The sequence below is a fragment of the Enterococcus sp. AZ062 genome (assembly GCF_051715065.1).
GTDB classification, from domain to species: domain Bacteria; phylum Bacillota; class Bacilli; order Lactobacillales; family Enterococcaceae; genus Enterococcus_B; species Enterococcus_B mundtii.
On the sequence record NZ_JBIOTB010000001.1, the window covers coordinates 2,000,849 to 2,016,960 of the forward strand.

At 40.8% G+C, this 16,112-nt stretch carries 12 protein-coding genes and 1 pseudogene; all 13 read right to left on the reverse strand.

Annotated features, from left to right (window positions below):
- Positions 1–10: 10 nt before the first annotated feature.
- The 13 genes and pseudogenes from infB to pyrH all read right to left on the reverse strand — a co-directional run bounded on the left by infB (position 11) and on the right by pyrH (position 16,089).
- Complete coding sequence (gene infB, locus IGJ00_RS09485; RefSeq protein WP_416379332.1) at positions 11–2,401, reverse strand: translation initiation factor IF-2; 2,391 nt, start codon at positions 2,399–2,401, stop codon at positions 11–13.
- 9 nt (positions 2,402–2,410) lie between these two features.
- A pseudogene (locus IGJ00_RS09490) lies at positions 2,411–2,503 on the reverse strand (translation initiation factor IF-2 N-terminal domain-containing protein); the annotation flags it as partial.
- Positions 2,504–2,515: 12 nt separating this feature from the next.
- On the reverse strand, positions 2,516–2,827 hold the full coding sequence (locus IGJ00_RS09495) for a YlxQ-related RNA-binding protein (RefSeq protein ID WP_010735196.1): 312 nt from the start codon (positions 2,825–2,827) through the stop codon (positions 2,516–2,518).
- Positions 2,824–3,117: an RNase P modulator RnpM gene (rnpM, locus tag IGJ00_RS09500; RefSeq protein ID WP_010735195.1), complete on the reverse strand. Its 294-nt coding sequence runs from the start codon at positions 3,115–3,117 to the stop codon at positions 2,824–2,826. The genes IGJ00_RS09495 and rnpM overlap by 4 nt, the downstream gene beginning before the upstream one ends.
- Positions 3,118–3,140: 23 nt before the next feature.
- Positions 3,141–4,328: a transcription termination factor NusA gene (nusA, locus tag IGJ00_RS09505; protein ID WP_019723218.1), complete on the reverse strand. Its 1,188-nt coding sequence runs from the start codon at positions 4,326–4,328 to the stop codon at positions 3,141–3,143.
- 21 nt (positions 4,329–4,349) lie between these two features.
- Entirely contained in the window at positions 4,350–4,823 is a 474-nt protein-coding gene (gene rimP, locus IGJ00_RS09510) for a ribosome maturation factor RimP (RefSeq protein ID WP_010735193.1), read from the reverse strand.
- Between the two features lie 205 nt (positions 4,824–5,028).
- Complete coding sequence (locus tag IGJ00_RS09515) at positions 5,029–9,381, reverse strand: PolC-type DNA polymerase III (protein WP_065096790.1); 4,353 nt, start codon at positions 9,379–9,381, stop codon at positions 5,029–5,031.
- Positions 9,382–9,785: 404 nt separating this feature from the next.
- Complete coding sequence (locus IGJ00_RS09520; RefSeq protein WP_010735191.1) at positions 9,786–11,495, reverse strand: proline--tRNA ligase; 1,710 nt, start codon at positions 11,493–11,495, stop codon at positions 9,786–9,788.
- A 58-nt stretch (positions 11,496–11,553) separates the two neighbouring features.
- Positions 11,554–12,822, reverse strand: a complete 1,269-nt coding sequence (rseP, locus tag IGJ00_RS09525; RefSeq protein WP_019723222.1) for an RIP metalloprotease RseP — start codon at positions 12,820–12,822, stop codon at positions 11,554–11,556.
- 199 nt (positions 12,823–13,021) lie between these two features.
- Complete coding sequence (locus IGJ00_RS09530; RefSeq protein WP_023519848.1) at positions 13,022–13,822, reverse strand: phosphatidate cytidylyltransferase; 801 nt, start codon at positions 13,820–13,822, stop codon at positions 13,022–13,024.
- Positions 13,819–14,625 carry an isoprenyl transferase gene (locus tag IGJ00_RS09535; protein ID WP_142433746.1) on the reverse strand — a complete coding sequence of 269 codons (807 nt, stop codon included), beginning with the start codon at positions 14,623–14,625 and terminating at the stop codon, positions 13,819–13,821. The genes IGJ00_RS09530 and IGJ00_RS09535 overlap by 4 nt, the downstream gene beginning before the upstream one ends.
- 180 nt (positions 14,626–14,805) lie before the next feature.
- Positions 14,806–15,363 carry a ribosome recycling factor gene (gene frr / locus IGJ00_RS09540; protein ID WP_023519849.1) on the reverse strand — a complete coding sequence of 186 codons (558 nt, stop codon included), beginning with the start codon at positions 15,361–15,363 and terminating at the stop codon, positions 14,806–14,808.
- Between the two features lie 3 nt (positions 15,364–15,366).
- Positions 15,367–16,089 (reverse strand): UMP kinase, encoded by a 723-nt coding sequence (pyrH, locus tag IGJ00_RS09545; protein WP_010735186.1) that lies wholly within the window; start codon positions 16,087–16,089, stop codon positions 15,367–15,369.
- Between the last annotated feature and the right edge of the window lie 23 nt (positions 16,090–16,112).

Here is a 16,112-nt window from a genome sequence, read left to right on the forward strand (position 1 = left end):
TTTTTTTAAATTAGTCGACTTTGATTTCTTCCATGATAAAGCCTTCGATAACATCGTCTACTTTAAGATCATTGAATTTCTCAACCATTGCTCCACATTCAAAGCCCATTTTCACTTCTTTGACATCGTCTTTGAAGCGTTTCAAGCTTGCTAATTGTCCTTCGAAAATGACGATGCCATCACGAATGACACGCACACCGCTATCACGACGAATGTAACCATCAGTGACAAAGGCACCAGCGATCGTTCCAACTTTTGATACTTTGAAGGTTTCACGGACAGTCATTTGACCAGTGATTTTCTCTTCAAACTCAGGATCTAACATCCCTTTCATCGCAGTTTCGATTTCTTCGATGGCTTTGTAGATGATACGGTGAAGACGGATATCCACTTCTTCTGTATCTGCTTGGATTTTCGCTTGTGGTGTCGGACGAACATTGAAACCAATGATGATCGCATTACTTGCCGCAGCAAGCGTCACATCACTTTCATTGATTGCTCCAACAGCTGAATGGACGATCTTGACACGTACGCCTTCAACGTCGATCTTCTTCAATGAAGCAGCTAGTGCTTCTGCTGAACCTTGTACGTCAGCCTTGATGATGACATTGACTTCTTTTAATTCGCCTTCTTTTAAGCTTTCAAACAAGTTGTCTAATGTCACACGACTAGTTGCTGCACGTTGTTCTAACATCGCACGTTTGCCACGTTCTTCACCCGCCGCACGAGCTGTCTTCTCGTCTTCAAAGACAACAAAACGATCGCCTGCTTGAGGTACATCATTCAATCCTGTGATTTCAACTGGTGTTGCTGGTCCAGCTGTTTTTTCACGGCGTCCTAAGTCGTTGACCATTACACGGACACGACCGTATGTGTTTCCGACAACGATTGGGTCTCCAACATTCAATGAACCTTGTTGAACAAGTAATGTTGTCACAGGACCTTTTCCTTTGTCTAATCGTGCTTCAATCACTGTACCGATCGCACGTTGTGTTGGATCAGCTTTCAAGTCTTCCACTTCAGCGACTAAAAGAATCATTTCTAATAGTTCTTCGATGTTTTGGCCGAATTTTGCTGAGATTTCTACAAAAATCGTTTCGCCACCCCATGCTTCAGGAATCAATTCATATTCACTTAATTCTTGCATCACATGTTGTGGGTTTGCACCTGGTTTATCGATTTTGTTGACTGCAACGATGATTGGTACACCAGCTGCTTTCGCATGGTTGATCGCTTCTACAGTCTGTGGCATTACGCCATCATCGGCGGCAACAACTAAAATCGTGATATCAGTGATACTTGCACCACGCGCACGCATACTTGTAAAGGCCGCATGTCCTGGTGTATCCAAGAATGTGATTGGTTTGCCATCAATATCGATTTGATACGCACCGATATGCTGTGTGATACCACCGGCTTCTCCGCTTGTTACACGTGAATGACGTAAAGTATCTAGTAAAGTTGTTTTCCCATGGTCAACGTGACCCATGATCGTTACAACTGGCGGACGTGAAACTAATTTTTCTGGATTCACTTCATCCGCTTCAAAGAATTTGTCGATATCCGCGATATCTACTTGGATTTTTTCTTGTGGTTCCATACCGTAGTCTGTTGCTAACAATTCGATCGTATCTTTATCTAATGCTTGGTTTTGATTGACCATCACGCCTAGCATAAATAATTTTTTAATGATCTCTGCTGGTTCGCGGTGGATTTTTTTCGCGATATCTGCAACATTCATACCTTCTGTATACTCTAATACTTCAGGTAACTCACGGAATTTACGTGGTGGGACTGCTGGCTTGTTTGACGTTTGTTGTTTGCCTTTTTTCCCTTTTTTGTTGAAACGATTGCGGTTGTTATTGTTGAATTTGCCGCGATTGTTATTATTGTTTCTATTTTGGCCGCCTTGGTTTGCTCCTTGACGGTTTTGGTTACTGCCCTGAGTGTTTCCTTGGGCAGTTCCCTGACGGTTTTGGTTGCTACCTTGGCTGTTTCCTTGGGTAGTTCCCTGACGGTTTTGGTTGCTTCCTTGGTTGTTACCTTGGGTAGTTCCCTGACGGTTTTGGTTGCTGCCTTGGTTGTTACCTTGGCGATTTTGATTATTGTTTTGAGTAGTTCCTTGACGGTTTTGATTGTTTCCACCTGTCTGATTACTCTTATTCTGATTTGTTGATTGGTTTTTTCCTTGATTCACTTGACCGCTCCCTTGACCGCGATCTTGATAGTTGCGGTTACTTTTATTTTTTTGTTGGTTCGATGGTTCGTTTGTTTTCTTTTGGTTACTTGGCTGTTGTCCGGCTGGTTTTTGGTTTGCTTTTTGTACTGGTTGCTTTTTCTGCTGTGGTTGGTTGAACGCTTGTTGCAGTTTCTTTTCATCTTGTGTGCTGACCGCACCCATGTGATTTTTCACATCGATTCCAAGTTTCTGCGCTTTATCAACGACCTCTTTACTAGACTTGTTCCATTCTTTCGCTAGTTCATAAATTCGTTTATTGCCCATGCAATCACCTTCCTAACCTTCAATTAGCTCCTTGACCTTTTTTGCAAAGCCGGTGTCCGTGATTCCTATCACTTTCCGAGGTTTACCGATCATCTGCGTGATTTCTTCCTCAGAAAACAGCTCAAAGCAAGGAACTTCGTAGTACGAACTCTTATCTTTGATTTTTTTTCTGGTATTCTCACTGGCATCACTTGCGACGAAAACGATCTTGGCTTTTTGGCGACGGATGTCTCCGATCGTCAATTCTTCACCTGTGATCATTTTCCCTGCACGCATCGCTAGACCAATAAGATTCATGGCTTTTTGCCGATTCATTCCATTCATTCGCCAAATAGCTCTTTTCGGGCTTTTTGGTGAGTGACGTAATCTAATAGTTCTTGATAAAATTCATCTGTTAGCTTAGCTTCAAGTACACGATCCAAGAGATGTTTATCCCAAGCTTGTTGTACTTCCTCCGGCTCAAGTGAGACATACGCTCCTCGTCCAGGCATTTTTCCAGTAGGATCGATCGATACCACACCTTCTTTTGAACGTGTGACACGAATCATCTCTTTTTTTGGTTTCATTTCACCTGAAACCACAGATTTGCGTAAAGGGATCTTCCTTTGTTTCATCTCTTTGCCTCCTTCACTAGCAGTTAAATTTCTTCTTGTTCAGTTACTTCGGTTGTTTCGTCTTCAAATGCGATTGTTTGATATTCATCATCTGTCAAATCTGATTGGATGATTGCTTCATCGTGTAATTCTTCAGAGATCGCTGCTTCTGCCTGAGCTTTTTTCTCATAGAATTCAGTCATGTCTGACTCTGATTTGATGTCGATTTTGTGGTTCGTCAATTTGGCTGCTAGACGCGCATTTTGTCCGCGTTTACCGATTGCCAATGACAATTGATAATCCGGCACAACGACCGTACAAGCTTTTGGATTTTGTTCGTCAAAAATGACATCCACGACTTGTGAAGGATTCAATGCGTTCGCAATGAACACCGCAGGATCTTCATCCCACTCGACGATATCCATGTTTTCGCCCTTCAATTCATTCACGATTGCTTGGACACGTTGGCCTTTAGGACCGACACATGTGCCGACAGCATCGATATTCGGATCAGTTGAGCGAACAGCCACTTTTGAACGATCGCCTGCTTCTCTAGCAACGCTGACGATTTCAACAAGTCCATCATAAACTTCTGGTACTTCTTGTTCGAACAAGCGACGCAAAAGATCAGGATGACTACGGCTAACAAAGACTTGAGGGCCTTTTGATGTATTCTCAACACGTGATACATATACTTTGATACGATCATGTGGTTGATAAAATTCATTTGGCATTTGGTCTTGTTTTGATAGGACTGCTTCGATTTTACCTAAATTGACATAGATATAACGTTTGTCTTGACGTTCAACGATCCCTTGCATAATGTCTTTTTCATACGCACTGAATTCGTTATAGATGATTGTGCGTTCTGCTTCACGTACACGTTGCAAGATGACTTGCTTAGCTGTTTGGGCAGCGATACGACCGAAATCTTTTGGTGTGACTTCAAAACGGATCTTGTCACCGATCTCGTAAGCAGGATTGATCAACAAGGCGTCTTTCAAAGATACTTCTAATTGTGAGTCCATCACTTCTTCGGTGACTTCTTTCACTGCATAGACATGGATCTTGCCTTTTTTTTGTTCAAATTCTACTTCTACGTTTTGTGCTTGCCCATAATGGCGTTTGTATGCAGAAACTAACGCAGCTTCTAAAGCGTCGATCACGATTTCTTTTGAGATTCCTTTTTCAGCCTCTAAAGCATCTAACGCGTTCAACATTTCTTTACTCATTCTTCTGTTTCCTCTCCGTGATTAAAATTGGATTGCTAAGCGAGCTTTGGCAATATTCTTACGGTCAAAAACAATTTCTTTTTCCCGTGTCTTTATGCGTATCTTCAATGTAAGCTGTTCAGCATCAAATGATTGGAGAAAACCTTCGTATTGTTTTTCTCCGTCAACTGGTTGATATAAAGACACATGGATATACTCTCCTCGTGCTTTTTCATAATCTGCCTCTTTTTTCAAAGGGCGTTCTGCGCCTGGAGATGATACCTCTAGGAAATATGCTTGTGGTATCGGGTCTGGCTCTGTCGTATCAAGTTTCTCACTTAATTTTTCACTGACAAATGCGCATTCTTCAATGTCGATTCCGCCTTCTTTATCTATAAACACCCGTAAAAACCAGCTTTTTCCTTCTTTGACAAATTCTACTTCTACTAGCTCAAACTTTTGTTCATCTAAGATCGGTGTCACCATTTCTGTGACTGTTTCAACGACGCTACTCAAAGATTTCGCCTCCTTAAAATTAGATCCGTAATTCCATTAAAAAGAGTGAGCGAAAATTCCGCTCACTCACAGTTAGTATCATTACCTTAAATAACTATAACATAAATCACTCTAAATGACAAGCCATATCATTAGAACCAACTGGCAACCAGCTTTACTAATCTTTGCTTTCATTTTGATTCATTTTCATTTCTCACGTTGACTTTTATAACATATCAAATAACGATAATTGATTTTCATCAGGTAAATCTTTCAAGACACCATTTTCTGTCATATACTCGATCAATGTCTTCGAGACTTTCCCACGAGTTGCCAAGTCTTCTTTGGATAAGAAAGGACCATCTTTTCTCGCTTCGACGATTTGTTTCGCTACGTTGGCCCCTAAACTTGGTACCGCGCGGAATGGCGCAATCAGCGTGTCTCCTTCGATCACAAAGTTTACTGCATCGGATTTGTATAAATCGATCATTCCGAATTTCAAGCCACGTTCTAGCATCTCATTGGCTAACTCTAAAACTGTCAACTGATTCTTTTCTTTTACAGAAGCATCTAAGCCTTTATCCGTGATTTCCTTCATCGCTTCTTTCACTGCTTCTTTTCCTTTGCACATAGCGACAAGATTAAAGTCATCTGCACGAACAGAAAAATAGGCACAGTAATACAATATCGGAAAATAAACTTTGAAATAAGCAACCCGTAGCGCCATCAAGACATAAGCAGCCGCATGGGCTTTTGGGAACATGTATTTGATTTTCGAACAAGAATCGATGTACCAGTCAGGAACGTTATTTTCTTTCATTGCGGTCAAATACGTTTCACGTAATTCGTCAGGGATCTTATTCCATAATCCTTTACGCACCGTCTCCATGATTTTGAACGCCATCCCACTATCTAAGCCAGCATGGATCAAATAAACCATGATATCATCACGACAGCCGATTACTTCAGCCAGCGTCGCATCCCCACGTTTGATCAATTCCTCTGCGTTCCCTAACCAAACATCCGTACCATGAGAAAGACCAGAGATCTGCAATAATTCCGCAAAAGTCGTTGGGTGTGTTTCCTCTAACATCCCACGAACGAAACGTGTCCCAAATTCCGGTATCCCTAATGTACCTGTTTTAGAATAAATCTGTTCTTGTGTGACTCCCAAGACTTCGGGTCCAGAAAAGATCCGCATGACTTCTGGATCATCGGTTGGGATTGTTTGTGGATCAATCCCAGATAAATCTTGCAACATCCGGATCACCGTTGGATCATCGTGTCCCAGGATATCAAGTTTCAAGACATTGTCATGGATCGAGTGGAAATCAAAGTGGGTCGTTTTCCATTCTGAATTCTGATCGTCTGCCGGATATTGGATCGGCGTGAAATCATATACATCCATATAATCGGGGATAACAATGATCCCCCCTGGATGCTGTCCAGTCGTTCGTTTGACCCCAGTAGCACCTTTGGCTAAGCGATCCACTTCGGCACTCCGGTAATGCAGATTGTGATCACGTTCAAACCCTTTAACGAATCCGTACGCCGTCTTATCCGCAACAGTACCGATCGTTCCCGCACGATAGACATATTCTTCACCAAACAATACTTTCGTATAATGATGGGCTTCTGCTTGATAATCCCCTGAGAAATTCAAATCGATATCGGGTACTTTATCGCCATGGAAACCTAAGAATGTTTCAAACGGAATATCATGCCCATCTTTATTTAAACGAGTGCCGCATTTTGGACATTTTTTCTCAGGCATATCAAATCCTGAACCGTAAGTTCCATCTTCATAAAATTCCGAATACTGACAATCTGGGCAATAGTAATGGGGTGCCAATGGATTGACCTCTGTGATCCCAGTCATGGTAGCTACGAAACTAGAACCAACCGAGCCACGAGAACCAACTAAATAGCCATCTTCATTACTTTTATGCACTAACTTTTGTGAAATCAAATAAATCACTGAGAAGCCATTACCATTGATCGAATCCAGTTCTTTTTTCAGACGCTTTTCTACGATATCCGGTAATGGATCACCATACATTTGTTTTGCCTTCGTATAACTTAGATCTGTGATTTCATCTTCCGAACCAGGGATTTTAGGCGTATATAATTCATCTTTAACTGGCACGACTTCTTCACAGATATCTGCAATCTTATTGGTATTTTCAACTACGATTTCTTTTGCTAAATCTGTCCCTAAGAAGGTGAAAGCAGTCAGCATCTCATCCGTTGTTCTGAAATGCACTTCAGGCAGACTGTGACGATTCAATGGATTGGCTCCTCCCATCGAATTGACCAAGATTTTACGATAGATCGCATCTTCTTCATTCAGATAGTGGACATTTCCTGTCGCTACAACGATCTTATCTAATGATTTGCCGATTTCTACTAAGTTACGAATGATTTCTTCTAAATCATGTTCATTTTTGACAAGCTCTTGCTCCAGGAGTGGTGCATAGACAGCTTTAGGCATAACTTCGATATAGTCATAAAATTTCGCCCGATTACGTGCTTCTTCTACCCCTTTTTGCATCATAGCTTCAAAAATCTCACCTTTGTCACAGGCAGAGCCAACTAACAGATCTTGTCGGAATTTTTTCAGTTGTGATCGGGGGATTCGTGGCACACGTTCAAAATAATCGACGTTTGACATCGAGATCAATTTGAACAGGTCTTTTAATCCAGCTTGGTTTTTCGCCAGTAATGTGACATGGAAAGGTCGCGCCCGTTTGTAAGAATCACCCTCACCTACATGGGCATTCAACTGATCGTGGTAATACATTTCGTGATTTTCCATCGCTTCTTTGATAAATATCCAAGCCAGATGCCCGGTTGCTTCCGCGTCATAAATCGCGCGGTGATGTTGTTCCAAGCTAACACCGAATTTTTTTGATAGTACACCTAAACCAAACCGTTTGAATTGTGGATATAAATAACGAGCTAATTCTAAGGTATCTATAACTGGATTGGCGGCTTCAGGGATATTGTATTTGGCATAACTTGTATTCAAAAATCCCATATCGAATGCCGCATTATGGGCAACTAGGATCGCATCTTTTGAGAATTCTAAGAATAAGCGTAAAACTTCTTCCTCAGATTTTGAACCGCGAACCATTTCATCTGTGATTCCTGTCAAATCAATGGTTGTTCGTGATAAGGGATGTCCAGGATCGATAAATTCATCAAAACTTTCAATGACATTTCCTTTATACATCTTAACAGCAGCTAACTCGATGATCGTATCATAAACAGCAGACAAACCTGTTGTCTCCACGTCAAACACGACATAAGTGGATTCACTCAATGAATCATGGGCGTCATTATACGCAATCGGCACTCCATCATCGACCACATTCGCTTCGACACCATACAAGATCTTCACACCAGCTTTTTTCCCTGCACTATGTGCCTCTGGAAATGCTTGTGCACCGCCATGGTCAGTGATTGCAATTGCTTTATGTCCCCACTTACCTGCTTGTGCCACAAGATCTGCAATATTGTTCGTCGCATCCATGGTACTCATATTACTATGAAGATGTAATTCGACACGCTTTTCCCCTTCAGGAGAATAATCTTTACGTGGTGCATGTTTGACTTCTAAAATGTCTTGGGCATTCATCACTAGGTCACGAACAAAGGTGTCTTCTTGGACACTCCCACGAACTTTCAACCAACTACCCGTACTGATTGCTTCAAAGATTTGTTCATCTTTTTCATTATTTGAAAACTTTTTGACGATAAATGAAGAAGTGTAATCTGTGATCTTCAATGTCAAAATCTTACGTTTTGAACGAAGCTCGCGTACTTCTTTGTCGAACACGTAACCTTCGATCGTTACCCGGCGTTCCTCTTCCAAGATATTGATCATCGGTGTGATAGGCTCATCATTCGGGATATTTCTACCTAGTTGGATCGGCCCGTCAAGCGCTGGTAATTGCTCTTTGCGCTCTTTTTTCTTTTGTTCATGAACAATCAAGCTTTCAGCCGCTTGTTTCATAAACGCCTCAGCCTGTTCTTGTCGTCTTTCTTCAAAAAGCTTTAGGACTCTTTCTGCTTGTTGCTCATCAACTTCTGGTTCGATCCGAAACTTAGGAAAGCCGTAACTAACAAATAACTGTTCTACTAATGGCAGATATTGTTGTTTAAGATAGCCGATCGCTCCCTCACCATCAACAGGCAAAATCACCTTATGATCTTTGATCGTTGGCACTTGCGTCTTTAATACCTTTTGTACTAAAGGCGTATCGCATTGCTGACTCTCCAGTGCTTGCGACCAATAATCCTGTAAGAGTTGTTCATCAAATGTTTGATCCGCTGCTTGAACTGTGATTTTCACCTCAGCAATTTCTTTGAATGCAAGTATGACATGTTGCACCAACGAGCGATAAAGCATCACAGGCAAAATAGCTGGAAAACGTAACGTAAACTCCCACAAACGAGATTTACGATGGACCACCACCTGTTCCATTTCACCAGCAGAAATAAGCGGATGCGCTTTTTCTGTTTCTTCTAATTGGATCTGCTCCAATAATTTCTCAAATAACTCTCGTTTTTCTGACAAAAATATACGCCCTTTCTGTCAAGACCAGAAATCATTCCATTTCCGACCCTTACTTTTCAATACTATCTAGTATAACCCTTTTTAGGGAAATTTTCATCAAGGTTGTGAGAAAAGCGCTTTGACCTGAGCAGTAAGATGGAAAATCAGAAAATAGCTTCTCATATTTTTTGATTTTCCATCTTAATGTTGAAGGTTAGCTTTTCGAACACCGTTTATCAGGTTGTGAAAGAAGCGGTCAGCACAGAGTAATAAGACAAGAAAATCGAAAATGGCTTTTTCATTTTTGATTTTTTTGGCTTATTATTGAAGTGTTGCTTCTTGAACACCCTTTATCCCAATCACCAAAGGAAATGAAAAAGTCGCTTCCGTCTTTTAAAAGACTGATACGACTTTTCCACTCTTATTTATTCGCCTTGATTCAATAAAATCGGTAATGTATTTACAAGTTCTTCTTTCCGAACTTCGACCATTTCACCTGTTTTTTTGATTTTCACTTCGACGATGCCATCTACTGCTTTTTTACCGACGGTGATACGGATTGGACATCCGATCAAATCAGAATCAGCAAACTTAACACCGGCACGCTCATTGCGATCATCAACAAGTACTTGATAACCGGCTTCGTTCATTGCTTTTTCCACTTCATTCGTCAAGTTCGTTTGGAACTCATCTTTTAAGTTCATTTGTACGACATGCAAATCAAATGGTGCAATGCCTTTTGGCCAGTGAATACCGTTTTCGTCTGCATTTTGTTCAACGATTGCTGAAAGTAGACGGCTCACACCGATACCATAACAACCCATGATCACGTGTTTTTCACGACCATTTTCATCAAGAACAGTAGCACCCATTGATTCACTGTAACGTGTCCCTAGTTTGAAGATATGCCCGATCTCGATTCCTCGAGTGAAGGCTAATACGCCATTATTATCTGGCGAAGGATCGCCTTCTTGGACAAAGCGTAAGTCTTCATATGCTAGAACATTGAAATCACGTTCTGGATTGACATTGATATAATGGTAGCCAGTTTCATTCGCTCCCGCAATCGCGTTTGCCAGATCTTGAACATGACGATCCGCATAGACTTTGACCTCTTCAGCTACACCGATTGGTCCAACTGATCCAAAATCAGCGCCTAAATAGTTTTTCGCTTCTTCTTCTGTTGCTTCTTCTAAGAAATCTGCACCTAAGAAGTTTTTCAATTTCACATCATTGACTTCATGATCGCCGCGAACTAAAACTAAAACAGGTTGCTCATCTGCTGTGAAAAGTACAGATTTGATGATTTTTTGTGGTTGAACGTCAAAGAAAGCTGCAACCTCTTCGATGGTTTTCACATCTGGTGTTTCTTTCTTTTCCATTTCCAATTGTGTTTCATGGGATTTTTTTGGCACATAGTAGCTCGTCGCCATCTCTAAATTTGCTGCATAGTCACTTTCTGTTGAATAACAAATCGTGTCTTCACCAATTTCTGAGATCGCCATAAATTCTTTTGAGTCTTTTCCGCCCATCGCGCCACCGTCACCGATGATTGCACGGAACTCTAGACCACAACGCTTAAAGATCTCTGTATAAGCTTTTTCGTAATCTTTGTATGTTTCATCCAAACTCTCTTGAGAAGCATGGAAAGAATAAGCATCTTTCATGATAAATTCGCGTCCACGTAATAATCCAAAACGAGGACGTTTTTCATCACGGTATTTTGCTTGGATCTGATAAAGATTCAAAGGTAATTTTTTGTATGAATTGACTTCATCACGGATCAATTCTGTAAATGTTTCTTCATGTGTTGGTCCTAAGATCATCTGACGATCGTTGCGATCATTCAAGCGATATAAGTTGGGACCGTATGTTTCATAACGACCAGATTCTTGCCATAACTCAGCAGGTAAAATTGCTGGCATCAACATTTCTACTGCGCCGATTTTTTCAAATTCTTCGCGCATGATCGTTTTTAATTTTTCTAATACACGATTTGCAAGTGGTAAATAAGAATAGATTCCAGCCGAAACCTGACGAATGTAACCGGCACGTAGTAAGATTTGATGACTTAATACTTCCGCATCATTTGGAACTTCTCTTAATGTTGGAATCAACATTTTTGATTGTCTCATTATATAAACTCCTTTATTCCTCAAATAATCTAACGCATGTCATTATACCCTACTTTTTCTAGAAAAAGAATCGTTGAATGTCATTCCATGTTACTAATACCATCAATAGCATCAGGAAGCCAAAACCAACGAGCGTCAAAACGCCTTCTTTTTCCTGACTAAGTGGTTTACCACGGACACCTTCAAAAATATTCAAGACTAGTTTTCCACCATCTAATGCTGGAATCGGTAATAAATTGACGATCCCTAAATTCATGGATAAGATCGCCATCAAACCAATGACTGTCATGATCCCTTGATTCGCTGCCTCAGAAGACAATTGGAACATCATCACCGGTCCACCTAATTTGTCCAAGCTAAAGCCGGTAAATAATGAACCTAATGCTTTGAATATTTCCAAAGAGCTACTAAATGCACGTTGTGTTCCACCGATGATCTTATCGAAGAAGCCAGTTTTCATTGGCGCTTGTATCCCAAGTTGACCAATTTTTTCACCATTCGACTCAATTGCTTTCGGTGTCACTTCAACAGAAGAAACCTGTCCATTTCGTTCAACTTCAAAATCAAGTGGTTTATCTGGATTTTCAGTAATGATCGCTGTCAGATCATTCCATGTTCGGATTGATTTTCCCTCTACCGAAAGAATTTCATCATTTTCTTTCAGTCCAGCTGCAGCCGCAGCTCCGTCTGGCGTAACAACACCGATTTGGTTGGTATTTGTGACAGTCACCCCGCCTTGCATGAACGCTAATACGATGAATAATAGAATTGCTAGAATAAAATTATTCATTGGACCCGCAAAGTTCGTTAACATTCGTTGCCATAATTTGGCTGATTGGAACTGCACATCTCTCGGTGCGATCCTCAATTCAGTCCCATCCGCCTCGATGATCGAAGCATCGTGATCCACTGCATACGTTACTTCTTGCGTTTCATCACCATTCACATAACCTGTGATCGTGAGTGCTTCATCAAGATCATAACGGATCAATTCCATGGGGATCGCATTGGTCAATTGGATCTTTTTGCTTAAATTGATTTTCTTTACGACATGATCTGAATCCATCAAGAGTGATAACGGCATTCCTGGGGCCATTTCCGTTTCGTCGTCCCCATTCCCAGCCATTCTCACATAGCCACCGATCGGTAACAAACGCAATGTATAAGTCGTGCCGTCTTTTGCTTGATGACCGTAGATTTTAGGTCCCATGCCAATCGCAAACTCGCGAACTAGGATTCCTGATCGTTTCGCAAAGAAGAAGTGGCCAAATTCATGTACGATCACTAAGATGCCAAAAACGATAATGAACGTGATAATTGTTCTCATCCTATTCTCCTTTACATTAATCATTATTTTTTATTCAGTTAAAATAAAACTACTTAATTTTACCATATTATCGACACTTCACCAAGCACCTATTAAAATGTAAAAAATAAAAATCCTGTAAAGAATCTCCTTACCGATCGTGTCTGATTGACGGACGAAAAACTTTTGGTTTCGGAAGCTTCTTTTACAGAATTTTTATTTAAATCAATCCAAATAAGTACATGACAGGAAAGACGAACAATAGACTATCGAATCGATCTAAGATCCCACCATGTCCAGGTAAAATGTTCCCTGAATCTTTGACTTCATAGTGGCGTTTAATTGCCGACTCGACTAGATCCCCAAATTGGCCTACGATCGATAGAATGATCGTTAGGAGTAACATGACGAATAAGCCATGTCCAAACAATTCTTGTGGTGGATAAAGTAAGAAATATAGTAAGGCAACAACTAACGCACTACCTATTCCCCCTAATGCACCTTCAATTGTTTTGTTGGGTGAGATATCTGGCCATAGCTTACGCTTACCAAAACGTCTACCAACTAGATATGCGCCAATATCGGTTGCCCAAACGATGAATAAGCCAAAAAGCAATACGTTGATTCCTTCTGTACGCGCACTAACAAAGTTTTGAAAACCAAAACCGACATATAAACTGGTAACAACTGGAAAACCAGCTTCATCGATCGTATACATATTTTTTGAGAAGACAGCGGCACCCAATAGGATCATCACAGTCAAATAAAACAACATAAATTCATTTGTTTGTTCAGGTAAAAAGAAAAACCAGCGCTCTTTCGGCAGGACAAGAAAAACTGCACCGATGGCAGAAAGAACTCCTTCAAAACTTAATAGTGTCAATCCTTTCATACGAAAAAGTTCATAGACACCAACTACTGCTAATAAAGCCGCTACTAGCTCAAGCCCAATTCCTCCGATCCAAATGATCGGAATAAATAATGCCAATGCTACGACCGCAGTGATCACACGTTGCTTCATGATTGTTCTCCTTTATCTACACTTTTTACACCACCAAAACGACGGTCTCGATGTTGATAAGAAGCAATTGCTTCTTCTAAATGGGCGTCGTCAAAATCTGGCCATAAGGCTTTTGAAAAATATAATTCACTATAAGCAATCTGCCACAATAAGAAATTACTGATCCGTTCTTCGCCACTTGTCCGGATGACTAATCCTGGATCGCGAAGTTCGGGAGGTAAGAAACCGGTCATCAGATGATCCGCGATCATGTCCTCGTCGATGTCTTCCGTAGAAAGATCGTTTTCTTTTACTTGTTCACTGATTGATTTGACTGCAGAGATGATTTCTGCCCGACTACCATAATTCAGTGCGAAGTTTAAGATCATTCCCGTATTTTCTTTGGTTTGTTCAATAGCACGGCGTACTGCATCTTGCGTATGTTCCGGCAAGAGTTCTTCATAGCCCATCACTTGTACCTTGACATTTTCAGCAATCAACTCAGGGACGAACGTATCAAAAAAGTCTACAGGTAATTGCATCAAAAAATTGACTTCCTCTTTTGGACGTTTCCAATTTTCGGTTGAAAACGCATAGAGCGTTAACACCTTTACCCCAAGTCGAGAAGCTTTTTTTGTGACTTTCTTAACGGTTTCCATGCCTTCTTTGTGGCCAGCCACTCGTGGTAGACGACGGTTTTGTGCCCAACGACCATTCCCATCCATGATGATGGCGATATGTTTCGGGATATCTCTCTGCGCATCAAAATGGTACTCACTTTTTTCTTGAATATATTTGTTTTTTTGCGGAAAAAAACGTAACATTCTTTTTCCTCCCATACTAAAAAATTACAACTATCTTTACCATTATAGCAATATCTATCGTTATTTCCTATGGTATAGCCCTTTTTTTACGCAAATTCAAAGGATTTTTTAGTTTTTCTTAGTCAAAAAGTAAAAAACAGGAGACAGCACTTCACACTGTCCACCTGTCTTTATTGATTCTTATACTTCAAGCAATTCTTTTTCTTTGTCTGCAGCGATACGATCTACTTCTTTGATACTGTCATCTGTTAGAGTTTGCACTTCTTTTTCTAAGTCACGCAAATCATCTTCTGTGATATCGCCATTTTTTTGTTGTTTTTTGTACTCATCGATTGCATCACGACGAATGTTACGGACAGCGATTTTCGCATTTTCAGCTTCTTTTTTCACGTCTTTCGCTAATTCTTTCCGACGTTCTTCTGTTAACTGAGGAATGACTAAACGGATCACATTTCCGTCATTTGTTGGGCTGATACCGATGTCGCTTGCCATGATCGATTTTTCGATGTCTTGAAGCACACTTTTATCGAATGGTGTGATCATCAATACTCTTGCTTCTGGGATCTGAATCGATGCTAATTGGTTCAATGGTGTTGGTGCGCCATAATAATTAACAGTGATACGATCTAATAAGCTCGCATTCGCACGGCCGGCACGGATCTGTCCAAGTTCACGTTGTAGATTTTGTGCTGCTTTTTGCATCTTGTCTTTTGCTTCTGTCATAATTGCATCTGCCATTGTTTATTTCCCCCTTACGGTTGTTCCGATATTTTCACCTAAGATTGCTCGGCGAATGTTTCCATGTTCATTAAGATTGAACACAAGTAACGGGATATCATTGTCCATACTCAATGAACTAGCAGTTGAATCCATTACTTGTAATCCTTTTGCAATGACTTCCATGTGTGTCAATTCATCGAATTTCACTGCTGTTGAATCGATTTTTGGATCGGCAGAATAAACACCGTCAACATTGTTCTTAGCCATTAAAATAACATCAGCGCCAATTTCAGCTGCACGTAATGCCGCAGTTGTATCTGTAGAAAAATAAGGGTTTCCAGTACCACCGGCAAAAATAACGATGCGCCCTTTCTCTAAATGACGCTCTGCTTTACGACGGATGTATGGTTCTGCGATTTGTCGCATTTCAATTGAGGTTTGGACGCGTGTAGGAACACCAACATTTTCTAATGTATCTTGTAATGCTAAAGCATTCATCACAGTTGCTAACATGCCCATGTAATCCGCTTGTGCACGTTCCATCCCCATTTGTGCGCCAATTTGACCGCGCCAGATATTTCCACCGCCGACAACAATTGCCATCTCTACGCCTAACTCGTGGACTTCTTTGATCTCTTGGATGATTTCTTTGATAACTGGTGGTTTGATTCCAAACCCTTCATCTCCAGCTAAAGCTTCTCCACTTAATTTTAAGACGACACGCTGATATTTTGGTGTGACCATGTTCATTCCTCCAATATTTTCTA